This is a genomic window from Flavobacterium erigeronis (assembly GCF_054075165.1).
In genome coordinates, this window is the sequence record NZ_JBSKGP010000004.1 from 296,705 (window position 1) to 316,307 (window position 19,603).

Annotated in this window: 15 protein-coding genes; 11 read left to right on the forward strand and 4 right to left on the reverse strand. The window is 34.4% G+C overall.

The features are described from left to right. Positions 1-109 precede the first annotated feature (109 nt). Complete coding sequence (gene uvrB, locus ACWA1F_RS10165; RefSeq protein WP_306158735.1) at positions 110-2,101, forward strand: excinuclease ABC subunit UvrB; 1,992 nt, start codon at positions 110-112, stop codon at positions 2,099-2,101. On the opposite strand, the gene ACWA1F_RS10170 is transcribed toward uvrB, so the two are convergent. Further along, entirely contained in the window at positions 2,098-2,499 is a 402-nt protein-coding gene (locus ACWA1F_RS10170; RefSeq protein WP_306158737.1) for a TerB family tellurite resistance protein, read from the reverse strand. The two genes, uvrB and ACWA1F_RS10170, sit on opposite strands and share 4 nt — an antisense overlap. Positions 2,500-2,556: 57 nt before the next feature. Here ACWA1F_RS10170 and ACWA1F_RS10175 point away from each other — a divergent pair, with 57 nt between their 5' ends. From ACWA1F_RS10175 to ACWA1F_RS10190, 4 genes are all read left to right on the forward strand, one after another. After that, positions 2,557-3,354 carry an alpha/beta hydrolase gene (locus ACWA1F_RS10175; RefSeq protein WP_456893653.1) on the forward strand — a complete coding sequence of 266 codons (798 nt, stop codon included), beginning with the start codon at positions 2,557-2,559 and terminating at the stop codon, positions 3,352-3,354. 24 nt (positions 3,355-3,378) lie between these two features. After that, positions 3,379-4,389 carry a dipeptide epimerase gene (locus ACWA1F_RS10180; RefSeq protein WP_456893654.1) on the forward strand — a complete coding sequence of 337 codons (1,011 nt, stop codon included), beginning with the start codon at positions 3,379-3,381 and terminating at the stop codon, positions 4,387-4,389. Position 4,390: 1 nt separating this feature from the next. Further along, the gene (locus ACWA1F_RS10185; protein ID WP_456893655.1) at positions 4,391-5,410 is read left to right on the forward strand and encodes an aminotransferase class I/II-fold pyridoxal phosphate-dependent enzyme; all 1,020 of its coding nucleotides are present in this window, start codon (positions 4,391-4,393) and stop codon (positions 5,408-5,410) included. 122 nt (positions 5,411-5,532) lie between these two features. Next, a complete protein-coding gene (locus tag ACWA1F_RS10190; protein ID WP_456893656.1) occupies positions 5,533-6,000 on the forward strand; it encodes a DUF1456 family protein in 468 nt (155 codons plus the stop codon). A gap of 237 nt (positions 6,001-6,237) precedes the next feature. Here the strand turns inward: ACWA1F_RS10190 and ACWA1F_RS10195 are convergent, their stop codons facing one another. Further along, on the reverse strand, positions 6,238-6,945 hold the full coding sequence (locus ACWA1F_RS10195) for a LytR/AlgR family response regulator transcription factor (protein ID WP_456893657.1): 708 nt from the start codon (positions 6,943-6,945) through the stop codon (positions 6,238-6,240). Between the two features lie 3 nt (positions 6,946-6,948). Continuing rightward, complete coding sequence (locus ACWA1F_RS10200) at positions 6,949-7,989, reverse strand: sensor histidine kinase (RefSeq protein WP_456893658.1); 1,041 nt, start codon at positions 7,987-7,989, stop codon at positions 6,949-6,951. A 220-nt stretch (positions 7,990-8,209) separates the two neighbouring features. Between ACWA1F_RS10200 and ACWA1F_RS10205 the strand changes: the two genes are divergently transcribed. Further along, entirely contained in the window at positions 8,210-9,010 is an 801-nt protein-coding gene (locus ACWA1F_RS10205; RefSeq protein WP_456893659.1) for a DUF5694 domain-containing protein, read from the forward strand. Positions 9,011-9,267: 257 nt separating this feature from the next. Here the strand turns inward: ACWA1F_RS10205 and sucC are convergent, their stop codons facing one another. Then, complete coding sequence (sucC, locus tag ACWA1F_RS10210) at positions 9,268-10,461, reverse strand: ADP-forming succinate--CoA ligase subunit beta (RefSeq protein WP_306158749.1); 1,194 nt, start codon at positions 10,459-10,461, stop codon at positions 9,268-9,270. Between the two features lie 415 nt (positions 10,462-10,876). Here sucC and gltB point away from each other — a divergent pair, with 415 nt between their 5' ends. From gltB to ACWA1F_RS10235, 5 genes are all read left to right on the forward strand, one after another. Next, a complete protein-coding gene (gene gltB / locus ACWA1F_RS10215) occupies positions 10,877-15,394 on the forward strand; it encodes a glutamate synthase large subunit (protein WP_456893660.1) in 4,518 nt (1,505 codons plus the stop codon). Between the two features lie 122 nt (positions 15,395-15,516). Beyond that, complete coding sequence (locus tag ACWA1F_RS10220; RefSeq protein ID WP_456893773.1) at positions 15,517-16,971, forward strand: glutamate synthase subunit beta; 1,455 nt, start codon at positions 15,517-15,519, stop codon at positions 16,969-16,971. 537 nt (positions 16,972-17,508) lie between these two features. After that, positions 17,509-18,732: a diaminopimelate decarboxylase gene (gene lysA / locus ACWA1F_RS10225; RefSeq protein WP_306158754.1), complete on the forward strand. Its 1,224-nt coding sequence runs from the start codon at positions 17,509-17,511 to the stop codon at positions 18,730-18,732. 191 nt (positions 18,733-18,923) lie between these two features. Beyond that, on the forward strand, positions 18,924-19,394 hold the full coding sequence (locus ACWA1F_RS10230; protein ID WP_456893661.1) for a DUF6934 family protein: 471 nt from the start codon (positions 18,924-18,926) through the stop codon (positions 19,392-19,394). Continuing rightward, positions 19,391-19,546: a hypothetical protein gene (locus ACWA1F_RS10235; RefSeq protein WP_456893662.1), complete on the forward strand. Its 156-nt coding sequence runs from the start codon at positions 19,391-19,393 to the stop codon at positions 19,544-19,546. The genes ACWA1F_RS10230 and ACWA1F_RS10235 overlap by 4 nt, the downstream gene beginning before the upstream one ends. Positions 19,547-19,603 lie beyond the last annotated feature (57 nt).

The following is a 19,603-nucleotide window of genomic DNA, read 5'->3' on the forward strand; positions in this document are numbered from 1 at the left end:
AAATCTGTGGCAATAAAAATTCGCGCCATTCGTGCAATTCGTGGCTAAAACACAAAAAAACAAAACCAATTAATCTTCGTATATTTACAATCCAAATTTTCACACGCAAATGAAATTTCAAGTTTCTTCAGAATATAGTCCAAAAGGAGATCAGCCGCAAGCCATACAAAAACTGGCACAAGGAGTGATTGACGGAGATAAATATCAAACTTTATTAGGAGTTACAGGCTCCGGAAAAACGTTTACCGTTGCCAATGTAATTCAGGAAGTGCAAAGACCTACTTTGGTTTTGGCTCACAACAAAACTCTGGCGGCGCAATTGTATTCAGAGTTCAAACAATTCTTTCCGAATAATGCTGTTGAATACTTCGTTTCTTACTACGACTATTATCAGCCAGAAGCTTTTATGCCTGTAACGGGAGTTTTCATTGAAAAAGATTTATCTATCAATGAAGAATTGGAGAAAATGCGTTTAAGTACTACTTCTTCTCTACTTTCAGGAAGACGTGATGTTTTGGTTGTGGCATCTGTTTCTTGTTTATATGGTATCGGAAACCCTGTTGAATTTCAGAAAAACGTAATCGAAATCAAAAGAGATCAGGTTATTTCGAGAACCAAATTATTGCATAGTTTGGTTCAGAGTTTATATGCCAGAACAGAAGCCGATTTTAATCCAGGAACTTTCAGAATTAAAGGAGACACTGTCGAAGTCTATCCGAGTTATGCTGATGATGCTTACAGAATCCATTTTTTTGGAGATGAAATCGAAGAAATCGAAGCGTTTGACGCCAAAACTTCTCAAGTAATAGAAAAATTCCAGCGTTTAACGATTTATCCTGCCAACATGTTTGTGACTTCGCCAGAAGTCTTGCAAGGCGCCATCTGGCAGATTCAGCAGGATTTGGTGAAACAAGTAGATTATTTTAAAGAAATTGGAAAACATCTCGAAGCGAAACGTTTGGAAGAAAGAACCAATTTCGATCTTGAAATGATCCGCGAATTAGGATATTGCTCTGGAATTGAAAACTACTCAAGATATCTTGACGGACGTGAAGCTGGAACGAGACCTTTCTGTTTATTAGATTATTTCCCAAGTGATTTTTTAATGGTTGTTGACGAAAGTCACGTAACGGTTTCGCAAGTTCACGCCATGTACGGAGGTGACCGAAGCAGAAAAGAAAACTTGGTAGAATACGGTTTCCGTTTGCCTGCCGCAATGGACAACCGACCGTTGAAATTTGAGGAATTCGAAGCATTGCAAAATCAGGTGATTTATGTTTCTGCAACTCCAGCCGATTATGAATTGCAAAAGTCAGATGGTATTTATGTCGAACAGATTATTCGTCCAACTGGATTATTAGATCCTGTGATTGAAGTCCGTCCGAGTTTGAACCAGATTGATGATTTGATTGAAGAAATTCAAGTGAGATGCGAGTTAGACGAAAGAGTTTTAGTCACGACTTTAACCAAAAGAATGGCAGAAGAATTGGCTAAATATTTAACTAAAGTAAGCATTCGATGCCGTTATATACACTCTGAAGTCGACACCTTAGAACGTATCGAAATCATGCAAGATTTACGAAAAGGACTTTTTGATGTTTTGATTGGAGTAAATTTACTTCGTGAAGGTTTAGACTTGCCCGAAGTTTCTCTTGTTGCCATTCTGGATGCGGACAAAGAAGGTTTCTTGCGAAACCGAAAATCTTTGACACAAACTATTGGTCGTGCAGCTCGAAATGTAAACGGTAAAGCGATTATGTATGCAGATAAAATTACAGAAAGCATGCAGAGAACAATCGACGAAACCAATTACAGAAGAACGAAACAGATGAATTATAATGTGGAAAATAATATTGTTCCACAGCCATTAAATAAGAAAATCGAAAGTGCTTTCACCAAAAATCCTTTGGTAGAGTACGAATTAGGACATCCAATTCCTGTGGCAGCTGAGCCAGAAACAGCTTATCTGTCTAAATCAGAATTGGAGAAAATGATTCGCGAAAAGCGCAAAACTATGGAAAAAGCAGCAAAAGAACTGGATTTCTTGCAAGCTGCTAAACTTCGTGACGAAATTAAAAAACTACAGGAACAGCTTGCTTAATTATGCTGTTCCTGAAAAATCTCCAGCAATGTAATTGGATTAATCATTGTATTTGGCGCTTTTTTCATCATTTCCAAAACACGTTTTACCGCCGAAAGGTTTAATCCCATTTCTAAAGCAATCTGCTGAATAGCATTAAATTCTCTTTCGTGCAAAATGCCGTCTATATGCATTAATAAAGCTAATCGGTAAAACTGATTGATACGCTGCATTTCTGATTTTATTGGAATTGTTTCGGTTTCCTGATGAAACAAATCTTGAAATTCTGCTTCGCTTATACTTAACTCTAAAGCTACAAGTCTTAAAAAATCAAGCTCACGTTTGTGCAAATGACCATCAACTGTAGCGAACATAATCATTTCTAAAAGTAAACTTCTTTTTTCTGCTTCTGTATTCATCAATTTATTATTTTTAGCTAAAATATTGCTTTTAAATAAAAATACAAAACACAGATAATGAAGAGGATTTTCTTAGCGGTTTTACTTCTGTTTACTTTTATTGGAAAAGCACAAAGCACGGCTTCAAAAAATGTTTCTACTTTTACAATTGAAGCGCCTCAGCTCCATACTTCAAAAAAAATCTGGATTTATCTTCCTGAAAATTATTCAAAAGATCTCAAGAAAAAATACAGCGTCATTTACATGCACGATGCACAGAATCTTTTTGACGCCAAAACTTCTTTTGTTGGCGAATGGAATATTGACGAAAAATTAGACAGCTTAAAAGCTCATGTAATTGTTGTGGGAATTGAACATGGAAACGAAAAACGTATCGATGAACTTACTCCTTTTAAAAACGAAAAATATGGTGGCGGAAATGCAGATAATTATTTAGAATTTATCGTCAAAACATTAAAACCTCATATTGACCAAAATTACAGAACCAAAACAAAAGCCAAAAACACTATTATTTTCGGAAGTTCTCTTGGCGGATTGGTTTCGTATTATGGTGCTCTAAAATATCCTGATGTTTTTGGTAAAGCGGGCGTCTTTTCTCCATCTTTTTGGTTTTCTAATGAAATTTACGCTTTCGCGGAAAAACAATCCAAAATCAAGACTAAAATCTATTTTTTATGCGGAGATAAAGAAAGTGATGATATGGTAAACGATTTAACTAAAATGAAACGTTTATTAGATACCAAACGTTGTTATTGTCTTCATTTGGATAAAACAAAAATTGTAAAAGGCGGAGAACATAATGAAAAACTGTGGCGCGATCACTTTGTTGAAGCGTTGCTTTGGCTAGGCTACTAATTAAAAAATAAAAAATACCCCAAAATGAAACTTATTTTACGAGAATATAATCTCAAACTAAAGCACACTTTCACTATTTCTAGAGAATCTATTGATGTACAGCCTTCTCTAATTGTAGAATTGCAAAGCGATGGTTTTTCTGGTTTTGGAGAAGCCACTTCAAACCCGTATTATCATATTACGGTTCCAATGATGATTCAGGATTTAGAAAAAATTAGGTCAATTATTGAAAGCACCGAAAATGAAACTCCAGAAGTTTTTTGGGCAAAAATGCATCCGTATTTAAAAGATGATATGTTTGCATTATGCGCTTTAGATTTGGCTTATAATGATTTGTACGCTCGTAAAAAAGGCAAAAAATTATACGAGTTATGGAATTACAAAACCGATCATAATCCGCTGACTGATTATACGATCGGAATTGATTCTATCGAAAAAATGGTTTTTAAAATGAAAGAACTGCCTTGGCCGATTTACAAAATTAAACTCGGAACAAAGGAAGATATTGCAATCGTAAAAGAACTTAGAAAATATACGAACGCCATTTTCAGAATTGACGCCAACTGCGGATGGACCGTTGATGAAACGATAAATAATGCTGTTGAATTAAAAAAACTAGGCGTCGAATTTCTAGAACAGCCTATGAAAGCTGATAATTGGGAAGGCCACAAGGAAGTATTCAAACATTCTGTACTTCCTGTTATTGCCGACGAAAGCTGTATTATTGAAGAAGATGTAGCAAAATGCTTTAATCATTTTCATGGCGTAAATGTGAAGCTCGTAAAATGCGGGGGACTTACTCCTGGAAAACGCATGATTGAAGAAGCGAAAAAACTAGGTTTAAAAACCATGGTTGGTTGTATGACTGAATCTACTGTCGGAATTTCTGCTATTGCGCATTTGCTTCCGCAATTGGATTATGTGGATATGGATGGCGCATTGCTTTTGGCTGAAGATATTGCAACTGGAGTTACGATAAAAGATGGTGTTGTAAGTTATTCAGATTTAAACGGAACAGGCGTTACATTGCTTTAAAATGATAGTCGAAAAATTTCCAGATCGAATCATTGAAACTGACCAAAAACATTTTTTGTATTTTGGCGGAACTGCCTATTTAGGACTTCCAACAAATAAAGTTTTTCAGGATTTAGTAGTTCAGAACATTTTAAAATGGGGAACCACTTACGGAAGCTCCAGAACTGCTAATATAAAACTTAGCGCTTATACTGCGGGCGAAAAATTCTTGGCCCAACATATTGGTTCAGAAGATGCTGTTACGGTTTCTTCTGGAATGCTGGCTGGAAAATTGGTTTTAGAAAAATTAAAAAAACAAACCGATTGTTTCTTTCATTTAAATGAAATTCATTCCGCTATTCAGATTCAAAACAGTCTTCCTGTATTTGTAAACGAAAAACTAAATGAGCGTTTATTAGATTCAAAACCTGAAAGAATAACAATTCTGACCGATGGAGTTCCTTCGTTTCAAACCAAACCTGTTGATTTGTCTTTCTTAAAGGAAATTTCAAATCAAAAGGAAATTACATTGGTTATGGATGAATCGCATTCGTTAGGAATTATCAGCAAAAATGGCTCTGGAATTTATTCATCAATTGACTTTGCAATTAAACGAAAAATATTCGTTTCGTCTCTAGGAAAAGCTTTCGGGTTAACTGGTGGCGTAATTGCTTCAGATGCTGAATTTATTCAAGAAATAAAAGAAATTGAAACTTTTACAAGCGCTGCAGGAATGAATCCTGCTTTTGTACAGACACTTTCAGATGCTTCAGAAATTTATAAAAAACAGCACCAAAAACTGCTAGAAAATTTAAGTTATATCGATTCGATTTTAGCCAAAAATGATAATGTTAAGTTTGATAAGAGCTATCCGCTAATTTATTTATTATCGAAAGAATTAGTTCATAAATTAAAAGAAGAAAACATCATTATCGCCAGTTTTAGATATACCAAAGAAGCCGAACCGCTAAACCGCATTGTAATAACCGCAAATCACTTAAAAGAAGATTTAGATAAATTGATTAGAGTTTTAAATAATTAGAACTATTAACCACAAATTACACATATTTTCGCAAATTATATTTTCTATAAAACTGGGGAATTTGTGCAAATTTGTGGAATTTGTGGCAAAAAAATAAAACGTACCTTTGTAAAAAATAAACAATGACAAATAACGATATACTTAAAAAACTTCGCGTGGCTTTGATGCTCCGTGATGATCAAATAGTTGAAATTTTAGAATTAGTAGATTTTAGAATCTCTAAATCAGAATTGGGTGCTTTTTTTAGAGCCGAAGACCATCCAAATTACATGGAATGTGGCGATCAGGTTTTGAGAAACTTCCTAAACGGATTAGTAATTCATTTGAGAGGAACGAAAGAAAATCCGAAAAACCCAACAGATGTTTTAGCCAAGCATAAAGCTGAAATTCCGAAGAAAGAAAATACTGCTGAGAGAAAGGAATTTAAACCTGCTCCTAAAGATTCTGAAAAATACAGAGGCGATCAAAAACCATCAAACGCAGGTTCATCAACTGGAAAACCTAAAAAGAAATCATTCCCTAAAGGAAATGGAAAACCATCTGTTGTAGAAAAAGTGGTTTTCAAAAACGGCAATAAGAAAAAATCTTAATTTGTGATTTAACCGCAATCGCGCTAAGATATTTTTTAGCCACAGATTAAAAGATTAACATAGATTTTTAAATCCATCTAATCTTTTTAATCTGTGGCTATATTTTTTTACACAGAATTTATTGTAGAGATGCACCGCAGTGCATCTTACGTAACGTAACCACATCGCTAAACTTTGCGTAGACGCACTGCAGTGCGTCTCTACGATATACATTCCGTTTTAATCTTTCGGTAAAAACTATATTTTATTCTCTTCGATCTTATCAAAAAAAGCATCTTTAAAAGTTGCTCCAATTGGCAGTTCTTTCGCGTTTACGAAAACAGAAAAATTATCTGTTGATTCGATATGCTGCAAAGAAACAACATACGATTTATGTATCTGAATAAAATCAGTTGACGGAAGCGATTCAATTACATTTTTTAATGACGAATGTGTTATAATCTGCTGTTTAGAAGTGTGAATGCAAACATAATTCTGTAGACTTTCTACATACAAAATATCAGATAAAAATACTTTTTGAAATTTATTCTTTCCGTCGGTTTTTATAAAAATAAAATCGAGAGAATTTGGAGCAATTACAGTTTCTGATTTTGGTTCCGAATTCAATTTTGAAACCGCCTGATAAAAACGCTCAAACGAAATCGGTTTCAATAAATAATCAACAGCATTTAATTCAAATCCTTCCAGAGCAAAATCAGGATAAGCCGTTGTGAAAATGACTTTTATATTTTTTGAAATAATTTTAGAGAGCTGTAAACCTGTTAATTGCGGCATTTGAATATCCAAAAAAATAACATCTACAGAATGTGAATTTAGAAATTCTAATGCTTTTAGCGAATCATTAAAAATGCCCACTTTTTCGAGAAAATTCACTTTCCCGATATAATTTTCTAATATTCGTGTTGCTGGCGGTTCGTCGTCGACAATTATGCATTTAAAAGCCATAAATTACTTCTTTAGCGGTATTTTTAAGTAAGTTTTAAAGGTATTATTTTCTTCTGTTTTTTCAAGAATAAACTGATTTTTATACGTGTATTCTAATCTTTTGGTCAAGTTATCAAAACCAATTCCCGTTGAAGAATAATTTTCTCCTTCATTAAAATAATTGAAAGTTGTAATCTCCAAAAAATCTTCTTTTATTCGAATTGAAATACTAGCCTTTTCTTGTTCTTTATTGAATTTTCCATGTTTGAAAACATTCTCCACAAAATGAATTAAAGCTGACGAAAGAATCTTTTCATTTGAATAGTCACCTTCAACTGAAAAATCTAAAAACAGCTGATCTTCAAATCTTTTCTTTTGTAAATGAATATAGTTTTGAATAAACTGAATCTCTTTTGAAAGTATAGCTTCATCTTTATCTGTCTCAGTAATCACGTAACGAAGCAAGTCAGAAAGCACCAAAATATCGTCGGCCATTTTATCGTCTTTCAAAATTAATTGACTATAAAAAGAATTTAATGTATTAAACAAAAAATGCGGACTCACTTGGGCTTTTAGCATCTGAAATTCAGCTTTTTTATTTTCCAAAAGCAATTCCTGATTTTGTTTTTGTGTTTGCTGAAACTGCCAGAATAAAAAACTCATAGCACTCAAAATCACTGCCGGCAATCCGAAAAAGAAATTATCTTTTATATAAAATCCTATTTCCCTACTATGCTCCGCATAGTTATGAACTTTGGTTATCTGAAAAAGAATAACTTCCTGAAAAAAATAACGAATTGCTGCAAATAAAAGCAGCGAAACAGGAATCGTAATCAGGTAAATAAGGAACTTCTTTTTATTGAAAAACCAATTGCAAAAAATGTAAAAATTAAACAAGTAAACTAAAAAAATAGAGATAAAAAATGTCGCTACTAAACCAATATAAAGCGTCGTGAGAACCATTTCTGAAGTTCTGTTATTCACTCCAATATCCCAGCAAAAGTAAGTTAGAAATAAAACAAGAAAAAGGTAGATATGGTAATTAAAGGATATTTTGACTTTCATAGTTTTTGATAATTGATTCAAAAATACAATTAAGCCTTTAATAGAAAATGATATTTATTTAAAAGATTCTTTTTTGAGGATGAACTATGCAAAACGTTATACGAAATTGTTCAAGTCAATTTTAATGCTGTTCATAAAATGAAATCTTGTGTTCATCAAAAACAAAAATTAGAGCTCAAAAGACTCGATACATTTGACATGAATTTAAAAACAAACCATCATGCAAAAAATCATTTTATTACTAGCTCTTATTACATTTAATCTTACTTCTGCTCAAACTAAGAAAAAACAAATCTTACTAATCGGAACATTTCATTTTGCCAATCCAGGGTTTGATATTGCCAAAATCAATACATTTAATGTAATGTCTGAAAAAAGTCAAAAGGAATTAGAGAACATTACAAACAAAATTAAAAACTTCAGTCCTGACAAAATTTTTGTTGAATGGGGTTATGACAAACAAGACAAATTGGATAAATTATATTCTAGCAATACAGATAGCTTATTGCGTGTAAAAGCAGATGAACGAGTTCAATTAGCATTGAGAACCGCAAAAAAAATGGGGCATAAAAAACTTTTTGCAATTGATTATAATAAAACTAGATTTCCTTATGATAGTTTAACTAAAGGAATGAAAGAAGCTAATCAGCTAGATTTACTCAAAGAGAATGAAGAACAAATGGCTGCATTTGAAAAAAATCAAAATCAAAAAATCAGTAAATACACTTTAACCGAATTACTAATAGATTTCAACACTAAAGCATTTACTAATAGTGATAATCAGTGGTATTTAGGTACAGCAAATCGTGGTGGAAAAACAGACAATTTTGTGGGCGCTTTTTTAGTTTCTGAATGGTACAAAAGAAATTTGTATATGTATTCTTTAGTTCAGAAATTAACCGAAAGTGAAGATGATAAAATAATGGTTTTATTAGGAGCTAGCCACGCTGCAATGTTTCGAGAATTTATAAAATATGATCCAACATTTGAACTTGTAGAATTATCTACTGTTTTGAAATAGCTTTTTTAACCGCAAAGGTTTTTAGTCACAAATTCACGAATTTTTATTATATAGAGTAAAAATAATTCGTGAATTCGTGGCTATATTTTTTACACAAAATTTATTGTAGAGGCGCACCGCAGTGCGTCTTACGTTATGTAACCACAATGCTCAACTTTGTGTTAGACGCACTGCGGTGCGCCTCTACGTATCCTTTGAACATAAAAAAACCATTCCTTTCGAAATGGTTTTCTATATAATTGAATTTCTTATTTTAATTAAGAAAGTGCAGCTTTAACTTGGTCAGCAGCTTCTTGGAATTGAACAGCTGATAAGATCGGCATACCAGAATTATCGATTAATTCTTTTGCAATTTCAGCGTTTGTTCCTTGTAAACGTACAATGATTGGCACATTGATAGCGTCACCCATGTTTTTGTAAGCGTCAACTACACCTTGAGCAACACGGTCACAACGAACGATTCCTCCGAAGATGTTAATTAAGATCGCTTTTACGTTTGGATCTTTCAAGATAATTCTGAAAGCTGTTTCAACACGCTTAGCATCAGCAGTTCCTCCTACGTCAAGGAAGTTAGCAGGCTCAAAACCAGCATATTTAATTAAGTCCATAGTTGCCATAGCAAGACCAGCTCCGTTTACCATACATCCTACAGTACCGTCAAGGTCAACGTAGTTAAGACCAACTTCTTTAGCTTCAACTTCGATTGGATTCTCCTCACGGATATCTCTCATTTCAGCATATTTAGGTTGTCTGTATAAAGCGTTATCGTCGATATTTACTTTAGCATCAACTGCTAAGATTTTGTTATCAGAAGTTTTAAGAACTGGGTTGATTTCGAACATAGAAGCATCAGAACCAATGTAAGCATTGTATAATGCGTCGATGAATTTCACCATTTCTTTGAAAGCGTTTCCAGAAAGACCTAAGTTGAAAGCAACTCTTCTAGCTTGGAAACCTTGTAATCCTACAGAAGGATCAATTTCTTCAGTAAAGATTAAGTGTGGAGTGTGCTCAGCAACTTCTTCGATATCCATTCCACCTTCAGTAGAATACATAATCATGTTGCGTCCTGTACCTCTATTCAATAAAACAGAAACATAAAATTCAGAAGTTTCGCTTTCTCCAGGATAGTAAACATCTTCAGCAACTAATACTTTGTTTACTTTTTTACCTTCTGGCGGAGTTTGAGGCGTAATCAACTGCATTCCGATGATTTGTTCTGCTAACTCTTCTACTTGTTGTAAATTTTTTGCCAGCTTAACTCCACCACCTTTTCCACGACCACCTGCGTGAATTTGTGCTTTAATTACATGCCATCCTGTTCCAGTTTCGGCAGTTAATTGTTTTGCAGCAGCCACAGCTTCAACTGCATTATTAGCCACGATTCCGCGTTGCACGCGTACTCCGTAACTCGCTAAAATTTCTTTTCCTTGATATTCGTGTATGTTCATAATATAGAATTTGTCTGGTCCTGAATTTATTTCAGAATAAAAGTGCGACAAAAGTAACAAAATACAACTTAAAAGTAAAATCTTTTTTAAATTAATAACTGCCTCTTAAATGATTCTTCACCTATTTAAATCGAAAGAAAAAAAATCATTAAACAATTGTATCTAAAAAGTTAACACAAAAACGCTAAAACGTTTGAGATTTAACAAAAACTTCACTGATATCAATACCTAAGCGACGATTTTTCTTAATATATTTTAATCGCAATTATGATTTTGATAATTCGCAATGCTTTATCTGATAATTTTATCATTTAAGAACCCTTTTTCTAATATTCCTATAAAAATGAAAGCGAATAGATAAATTCACTACATTATGTTTAACGAAATCTTTATTTTTGTAAAAAAAATATCAAGAATGAGAGTTAAAGAACAAGGGCTTTATCTGCCTGAATTTGAACACGACAATTGTGGTGCAGGATTTATTTGTAATTTGAATGGTATTAAGTCAAATGATATTATTCACAAAGCATTAGACATCTTAATTAAATTGGAACATCGTGGTGCCGTAAGTTCTGATGGAAGAACTGGTGACGGAGCCGGAATTTTATTCGACATTCCTCATGATTTTTTTAAGAAAGTATGTGACTTTGAAATCCCAGAAGCGCGTGAGTATGCAGTAGGAATGGTTTTTTTACCAAAAAGCAAAAACCAAGTTTCTTTTTGTATTAATGCATTTGAGGCAACAATTAAAGATCAAAACTTAAAAGTTTTAGGTTGGAGAGATGTGCCAGTTGACGTTGAAAATTTAGGTGAAATCGCCGCAGAAAAAGAACCAACTGTTAAACAAGTTTTCGTTTCTAAAAACGGACAGGATTTAACAGAACAAGAATTTAATGCAAAACTTTTTGCAGCTAGAAAAATTGCCGAACATGCCGTAAGAGGATCTAAAACTTCTGAAAGCCACATGTTTTATTTTACTAGTTTATCGACAACTACTATAATATATAAAGGTCTATTGATGCCAGAAGACATCAGCCGTTATTATATAGATTTGAAAGATCCAGAACTGGTAACTCGTCTTGCACTTGTACACCAGCGTTTCTCTACAAATACATTCCCATCATGGGACTTAGCTCAACCGTTTAGATACATGTGTCATAATGGTGAGATTAACACACTTCGCGGAAACGTAAGCCGTATGCGTGCTCGTGAAGAGCTTATGCAAAGCAAAGTTTTTGGCGATGATATCAAAAAATTATTCCCAATTATCTTAGAAGGAAAATCAGATTCTGCTTCTATGGATATGGTGGTTGAACTTTTATTAATGACTGGCCGTTCTCTTCCAGAGGCAATGATGATGGTAGTTCCTGAAGCTTGGGAAAAACACCAAACTATGTCTGCTGAGAAAAGAGCTTTCTATGAGTACAATGCTTGCATCATGGAGCCTTGGGATGGTCCTGCTTCTATTCCGTTTACAGATGGAAACGTAATTGGAGCTTTACTTGACAGAAACGGACTTCGTCCTTCTCGTTATACTTTAACGAAAAGCGGATTCGTAATTATGTCATCTGAAATTGGTGTATTAGACATCGATCCAGAAGATGTAATTCAGCACGGACGTTTAGAGCCAGGAAAAATGTTCTTAGTTGATATGAATGAAGGGCGTATCATCGAAGACGAAGAAGTGAAGAAAGCGATAGTTACAAAACGTCCGTACCAGCAATGGGTTGACGAAAACTTATTGCCACTTGCTAAAGTTCCTTACACGAACAACCCTACTCCTGTTGAAAAATTAGATTTCTTAACAAGACAGCGTTTGTTTGGTTATACAATTGAAGATTTAAAAACAATCATTAATCCAATGGGAAGCGACGGAGCTGAAGCAATCAGTTCTATGGGTAATGATACACCTTTGGCGGTTTTATCAGATCAGCCTCAATTGTTGTACAATTACTTCAAACAATTGTTTGCTCAGGTTACTAACCCTCCGTTGGATGGTATTCGTGAAGAAATCATTACAGATATCAGTTTAGCGATTGGAGGAGATTTCAATATTTTCGAAATCGAATCTAAACAATGTAAAAAATTAAAAATCCAAAATCCAGTTATTTCTAATGAGGATTTGGATAAAATTAGAAATATCGATCACGCAGATTTCAAATCGGCTACCATTTCTACTTTATACAAAATAGAAAAAGGAGTTAATGGTTTGGAGCGTGCTCTTGAAAAATGCGTTCAAGCTACTTTTAAAGCGGTTGAAGAAGGATGCAACATCATTATCTTATCTGATAGAGGTGTTAGCGAGCAATTAGCTCCAATCCCGATGTTATTGGCTTGTTCTTACATTCACCACTCTTTAAATATTTTACAAGTTCGTTCTAAATTCGGAATCATTATCGAATCTGCTGAACCACGCGAACCACATCATTTTGCTTTATTGTTCGGATATGGCGCAAGTGCGATCAATCCTTACATGGTAAATGAAATCATTCACGATCAAGTGGAAAAAGGTTTCATTACGAAAGTAAAAGCAGATTATGCTGTTGTAAACTACAACAAAGCAATCGCAAAAGGAATTGTAAAAATCATGAACAAAATCGGTATCTCTACTTTACATTCATATAGAGCTGCTCAGATTTTCGAGATTTTAGGATTAAACAAAACATTTACATCTAAATATTTCCCTTACACTCCATCAAGAATTGAAGGAATCGGTTTAATGGAAGTGGAGAAAGAAGTGAAAAAACGTTTCCAAAAAGCTTTCCCAAATTCAAAAATTGCAAACTTGCTTTCTCTTGAAATTGGAGGTATTTACAGATGGAGACGCGGTGGTGAAAAACACATGTTTAACCCGACAACAATTTCTAAATTACAGCAAGCAGTTCGTTTAAACAGCCCAGAAAGCTATAAAGAATATGCAAACGCTGTAAACGAGCAAAGCTCAAACTTAATGACTATTAGAGGTTTATTTGAATTCAACAATTTAGATCCAATTTCTATTGACGAAGTAGAACCATGGACAGAAATCGTTAAGAAATTCAAAACTGGAGCAATGTCTTACGGTTCTATCAGCCAAGAAGCGCACGAGAACTTAGCGATTGCAATGAACAGAATTGGCGGAAAAAGTAACTCTGGAGAAGGTGGAGAAGATCCAAGACGTTTCCAGAAAGAAATTAACGGTGATTCTAGAAACTCTGCAATCAAACAAGTTGCTTCTGGACGTTTCGGGGTTTCGATCAACTATTTGACAAACGCAAGAGAAATCCAAATCAAAATGGCTCAGGGAGCAAAACCTGGAGAAGGTGGACAGTTACCTGGAGAAAAAGTAGTGCCTTGGATTGCTGAAACGAGAAACTCTACGCCTTATGTAGGCTTGATTTCGCCTCCACCTCACCACGATATCTACTCTATTGAGGATTTATCTCAGTTGATTTACGATTTGAAAAATGCAAACCGTGAAGCTCGTATCAACGTAAAACTAGTTTCTGAAGTTGGAGTTGGAACAATTGCTGCCGGTGTTGCAAAAGCAAAAGCTGACGTTATCTTAATCTCTGGTTATGATGGAGGAACGGGTGCTGCACCATTAACTTCATTACAGCACACAGGTATTCCATGGGAACTTGGTTTAGCTGAAGCGCAACAAACTTTAATCTTGAACGACTTAAGAAGCCGTGTAGTTTTAGAGTGTGACGGACAGTTAAAAACAGGACGTGACGTTGCAATCGCAGCTTTACTTGGTGCAGAAGAATTCGGATTTGCTACGGCTCCGCTTGTGGCTTCTGGATGTATCATGATGAGAGCTTGTCACTTAAATACTTGTCCAGTTGGTATTGCAACTCAGGATCCAGAATTGAGAAAAAATTTCAAAGGAACTCCAGAACACGTAATCAACTTCATGTATTTTATTGCTGAAGAGTTAAGAGAAATCATGGCTCAGTTAGGTTTCAGAACATTGAAAGAAATGGTTGGTCAGTCTCAAAAATTAAACGTAGACAAAGCGATCAAACATTATAAAGCGAATGGTTTAGACTTATCAACTATTCTATACAAACCGGAAAAAGCGAAACATGTTCCAATTCACAATACAACAACTCAAGATCACGCTCTTGAAAACGTATTGGATTTCGACATCATCAAAGAAGCAATTCCGTCTATCTATAGAAAAGAGAAAACGAGAGTTACTTTCAAAATTAAAAATACAGACCGTTCTGTAGGTGCGATTTTGAGTAACGAAATCTCAAAAATTTATGGCGCACAAGGATTACCAGATGACACTATTTTAGTTGATTTTGAAGGTTCTGCCGGACAAAGTTTTGGTGCATTTGCAACAAACGGATTGTCATTTAAAATTCACGGAAACTGTAATGACTATTTAGGAAAAGGTCTTTCTGGAGGAAAACTAATTGTAAAAGTACCTCCTACTGCGACTTTCAGTCCTGAAGACAACATCATTATTGGAAACGTTGCCCTTTACGGAGCTATTACCGGAGAGGCTTATATTAATGGTATCGCAGGAGAGCGTTTCTGTGTGAGAAACTCTGGAGCAACAGCAGTTGTAGAAGGAATTGGAGATCACGGATGCGAGTACATGACAGGTGGTACAGTAGTAGTTTTAGGAAAAACAGGAAGAAACTTCGCAGCTGGTATGAGCGGTGGTGTGGCTTATGTTTACGATCCGAACAAGAAATTCGACTCAACGGTATGTAACATGGAAATGGTTGCATTTGATCCATTGGAAGAAGAGGACGTTACTAAACTAAGAAAACTCATCAAAAACCATTCATTGTACACGAGCAGTCCATTAGCAAAAAGAATTTTAGCAGACTGGGAAAATCAAACACAGCACTTCGTAAAAGTAATGCCGACAGATTACAAAAAAGCATTAAAACGAATTGCAGAAGAAAAACAAATAGAAGAATTAATAGCAGGTTAAATTTTAGATTTTAGAGTTCAGATTTTAGATTTCTTCACTATGTCTTCCTGAGCGGAGTCGAAGGATTTTGGAATTTGGAATTTTAAAAATTGGAATTTAAAATTGAAAATTATTTAAATGTCATGGGTAAAATAGGCGGATTTAAAGAATATAATAGAGCCGACGAAAGTAATTTAGCAGTTGCAGAACGTGTTGCCAACTACAACGAATTTACTATTCCGGTACCAAAAGATAAATTAAAAGAACAAGGATCAAGATGTATGGACTGTGGTATTCCTTTTTGCCACAGTGGATGTCCGTTAGGAAATTTAATTCCTGATTTCAACGACATGGTACATCAGGAAGAATGGCAGAGTGCATTAGAGATTTTGCAATCTACTAACAACTTCCCTGAATTTACAGGTCGTTTATGCCCTGCTCCATGTGAGAAATCATGTGTATTAGGAATCATCAAAGATCCGGTTTCTATCGAAAACATCGAAAAAAGCATCGTAGAAAGAGGTTTTGCTGAAGGATGGATTAAACCACAAGCACCAAAAACTAGAACTGGAAAAACAGTTGCAGTTATTGGTTCAGGACCAGCTGGTCTTGCAGCGGCTCAGCAATTAAACAGAGCGGGTCACACCGTTACTGTTTTTGAAAGAGACAACGCAATTGGAGGTTTATTACGTTACGGAATTCCAAACTTCAAATTAGAAAAAGGAATTATCGACCGTCGTGTAGCGATTCTAGAAGCAGAAGGAATCACTTTCAAAACGAACGTAAACGTTGGTGTAAATTTCAGCGTTGAAGAATTAAACCAATTCGATTCTATCGTTTTATGCGGAGGAGCAACTGAAAGAAGAAGCTTGCCAACTAAAGGAATCGAAAGCAAAGGCGTTGTTCAAGCAATGGATTTCTTGACACAACAGACTAAAGTTCTTTTCGGAGAATCGATTCCAGACCAAGTAAAAGCTACTGGTAAAGACGTAATCGTTATTGGTGGTGGAGATACTGGTTCTGACTGTATCGGAACATCTAACAGACACGGAGCAAAATCGGTAACTAACTTTGAGATTTTACCAAAACCTCCAGTTGGAAGAAGCGAGTCAACTCCTTGGCCTTTCTGGCCGTTGCAGTTGAAAACTTCATCTTCTCACGAAGAAGGTTGCGACAGAAACTGGTTGATCAATACTAAAGAATTCATTTCTAACGAAAAAGGCGAATTAACTGGATTAAAAACAGTTGAAGTTCAATGGAAAATGACTCCAGGAAACAGACCAGAACTAATCGAAAAAGAAGGTTCTGAGAAAATCTGGCCTTGTGACTTAGCGTTATTAGCACTTGGATTTACAGGTCCTGAGAAAACGTTAAGCGAGCAATTAGGAATTGAAACTGATATGAGAAGCAATTACAAAGCTCATAATTATCAGACAAACGTTCCTCATATCTTCACAGCTGGAGATATGCGTCGTGGACAATCATTAATCGTGTGGGCTATTTCAGAAGGTCGCGAAGCAGCAAGAGAAGTAGATTTATTCCTTATGGGATCTACCAACTTGCCTACTAAAGGAAAAGGAGATTTACCGAGTTTGTAATTTTAAGGTTCTGAGATGCTAAGCTTCTAAGTTTTTCTCTTAAGATCTTAAAATATAAAATCTTTATTCCGATAACAACATAACTACTATAACAAACCCTTGAATTTCTATTCAGGGGTTTTGTTTTTTTAGCCACGAATTCACGAATTTTTCTAATTTTAATGCTGTTGAAAAAATTATTCTTCGCCTTAAAATTTCACTAATTATAGTTAAACAATAATAGCGAAGCTATTGTGACATATAGTAAAAATAAAAATTCGTGAATTCGTGGCTAAAAAAATAATCCATTTAATCTTTGGAATCTGTGGCAAAAGCAATTTCAGCAGCATTCATAATTAGAAAAATTCGTGAATTCGTGGCGGAAAAACTTTGTAACTTTGAACCTCTGTCCCTTTGTTACTAATAAACAGTTACAAAATTCCAAAAACAGCAACTTTTTGTTCAAAATAAAACAATTTGTTATAATTTGTTATTTTTCTGCAAATTATTTGCTGATAGACAAAAGTGTAATACATTTGCTCAAAATAGTTTATAAAAATGCAAGCAAAAGATTTACTGCAGTTAGCAGACCAATTTGGAAGTCCATTGTATGTTTACGATGCTGAAAAAATCCAATCTCAGTACAACAGATTAACTAAAGCTTTCTCTAAGGTAGAAAACTTAAGAGTTAATTACGCCATGAAGGCATTGTCTAACGTTGCGATTCTACAGTTATTAAAGAACATGGGGTCTGGCTTAGATACTGTATCAATTCAGGAAGTTCAGTTAGGACTTCACGCTGGCTACGATCCTGACAAAATTTTCTTTACACCAAACGGCGTTTCTCTAGAAGAAATCGAAGAAGTTGCCGCAATGGGTGTACAAATCAATATTGACAATTTATCAATTCTGGAGCAATTCGGAACCAAACATCCACATATTCCAGTTTGTATTCGTATCAATCCGCACGTAATGGCGGGTGGAAATGCTAATATTTCTGTTGGACACATCGATAGTAAATTCGGAATTTCTGTACACCAGATTCCGCATATCTTGCGAATTGTTGAAAATACAAAAATGAGTATCGTTGGAATCCACATGCACACAGGATCTGATATTTTAGATATCGAAGTATTCTTGTATGCTGCTGAAATCTTGTTTGATACGGCAAAACATTTCAAAGATTTACAATTCTTAGATTTCGGAAGCGGATTCAAAGTTCCTTACAAAAAAGACGATATCGAAACAGACATCGAAGAATTAGGTAAAAAATTATCTAAAAGATTCAATGCTTTCTGTACAGAATACGGTAGAGATTTAACTTTAATTTTCGAACCAGGAAAATTCTTGGTGAGTGAAGCAGGTCATTTCTTAGTTAAAGTAAACGTAGTAAAACAAACAACTTCTACAGTTTTCGCTGGAGTAGATAGTGGTTTCAACCACTTAATTCGTCCAATGTTGTATGGATCTTCACATCATATCGAAAACATCTCTAACCCGAAAGGAAAAGAGCGTTTCTATTCTGTTGTAGGATACATTTGCGAAACTGATACTTTTGCAAACAACCGTAGAATCCCAGAAATTACAGAAGGCGATATTTTAGCTTTCCGTAACGCTGGAGCATACTGTTTCTCAATGTCTTCAAACTACAACTCAAGATATAAACCAGCCGAAGTTCTTTGGATGAACGGACAAGGAATCTTGATTCGTGCACACGAAACTTTCGAAGATTTACTTAAAAATCAAATTCCGTTGCCACAAGAAATTGCTGCAACAGTTTAAAATAAAAAAAAGAGAATATCTAGAAGTCCCGTTTCTTAATTGAGGCGGGATTTTTTATTGTAGATTTCTGATTTTAGATTTTTTGAGTTGCGATTGTCAGGCTGAGCGAAGTCGAAGCCAAAAGCAAAGTTTTCGTAAGTAATAAAACATTTAAATTCAAAATCATATATTTGTAAGAAATTTTATATTTAATGAATTATAATAAATATGATTTTTCTAAAAATGAATCATCCACAATATTTAATTTTATAAGTATTGGAAAAAAAGGAATTTTTAGAAAAGCGGTTGCCTACTCTCCTACTAAAAATCTGATGATCTTCAATCTCGGTTTTGGAGATTTAAAATATGATCCTCCAACAAAAAAGTACATTATAGATGATCAAGTTACAAATGATAATGGAGATATGAGAATCATTTTAGCAACTGTAGCACAAACTGCTTATGAATTTACAAATGAAAATCCACATATAACTATTTTCTTTAAAGGTAGTGACAGTAGAAGAACAGAAACTTACAAAAGAGCCATAATGTTAAACTTAAAAGAATTATCAGAAACTTTTGATATATTTGGAGCAAGAATAATTAATAATGAAATCGTAGACGAACCATTTGATTATAAAAAAGACTTTGATGGATTTCTAATTAAAAGGAAGAAGAGATGAAAAGTGTAAAAAAAATAGTTAAAGCCACCCGAATTACTAACAAAGTTCCTAAAGTAGTTGTAGACCCAGCACTTAATGATTTAATAGATATTAAACTTAAATCTGGCAAGCTCGATGAAATAAATAAATTAAATTTTAAGTTGAGTTTTTAATCTCCAAAAACATATTCAATCCCGTTTCTTAATTGAGGCGGGATTTTTTTTATTGTA

What these genes read in the sequence shown, in the direction of transcription:
- uvrB (WP_306158735.1), top strand. Translation starts at nt 110, where the DNA reads ATGAAATTTCAAGTTTCTTCAGAATATAGTCCAAAAGGAGATCAGCCG.
- ACWA1F_RS10170 (WP_306158737.1), bottom strand. Translation starts at nt 2,499, where the DNA reads ATGAATACAGAAGCAGAAAAAAGAAGTTTACTTTTAGAAATGATTATG.
- ACWA1F_RS10175 (WP_456893653.1), top strand. Translation starts at nt 2,557, where the DNA reads ATGAAGAGGATTTTCTTAGCGGTTTTACTTCTGTTTACTTTTATTGGA.
- ACWA1F_RS10180 (WP_456893654.1), top strand. Translation starts at nt 3,379, where the DNA reads ATGAAACTTATTTTACGAGAATATAATCTCAAACTAAAGCACACTTTC.
- ACWA1F_RS10185 (WP_456893655.1), top strand. Translation starts at nt 4,391, where the DNA reads ATGATAGTCGAAAAATTTCCAGATCGAATCATTGAAACTGACCAAAAA.
- ACWA1F_RS10190 (WP_456893656.1), top strand. Translation starts at nt 5,533, where the DNA reads ATGACAAATAACGATATACTTAAAAAACTTCGCGTGGCTTTGATGCTC.
- ACWA1F_RS10195 (WP_456893657.1), bottom strand. Translation starts at nt 6,945, where the DNA reads ATGGCTTTTAAATGCATAATTGTCGACGACGAACCGCCAGCAACACGA.
- ACWA1F_RS10200 (WP_456893658.1), bottom strand. Translation starts at nt 7,989, where the DNA reads ATGAAAGTCAAAATATCCTTTAATTACCATATCTACCTTTTTCTTGTT.
- ACWA1F_RS10205 (WP_456893659.1), top strand. Translation starts at nt 8,210, where the DNA reads ATGCAAAAAATCATTTTATTACTAGCTCTTATTACATTTAATCTTACT.
- sucC (WP_306158749.1), bottom strand. Translation starts at nt 10,461, where the DNA reads ATGAACATACACGAATATCAAGGAAAAGAAATTTTAGCGAGTTACGGA.
- gltB (WP_456893660.1), top strand. Translation starts at nt 10,877, where the DNA reads ATGAGAGTTAAAGAACAAGGGCTTTATCTGCCTGAATTTGAACACGAC.
- ACWA1F_RS10220 (WP_456893773.1), top strand. Translation starts at nt 15,517, where the DNA reads ATGGGTAAAATAGGCGGATTTAAAGAATATAATAGAGCCGACGAAAGT.
- lysA (WP_306158754.1), top strand. Translation starts at nt 17,509, where the DNA reads ATGCAAGCAAAAGATTTACTGCAGTTAGCAGACCAATTTGGAAGTCCA.
- ACWA1F_RS10230 (WP_456893661.1), top strand. Translation starts at nt 18,924, where the DNA reads ATGAATTATAATAAATATGATTTTTCTAAAAATGAATCATCCACAATA.
- ACWA1F_RS10235 (WP_456893662.1), top strand. Translation starts at nt 19,391, where the DNA reads ATGAAAAGTGTAAAAAAAATAGTTAAAGCCACCCGAATTACTAACAAA.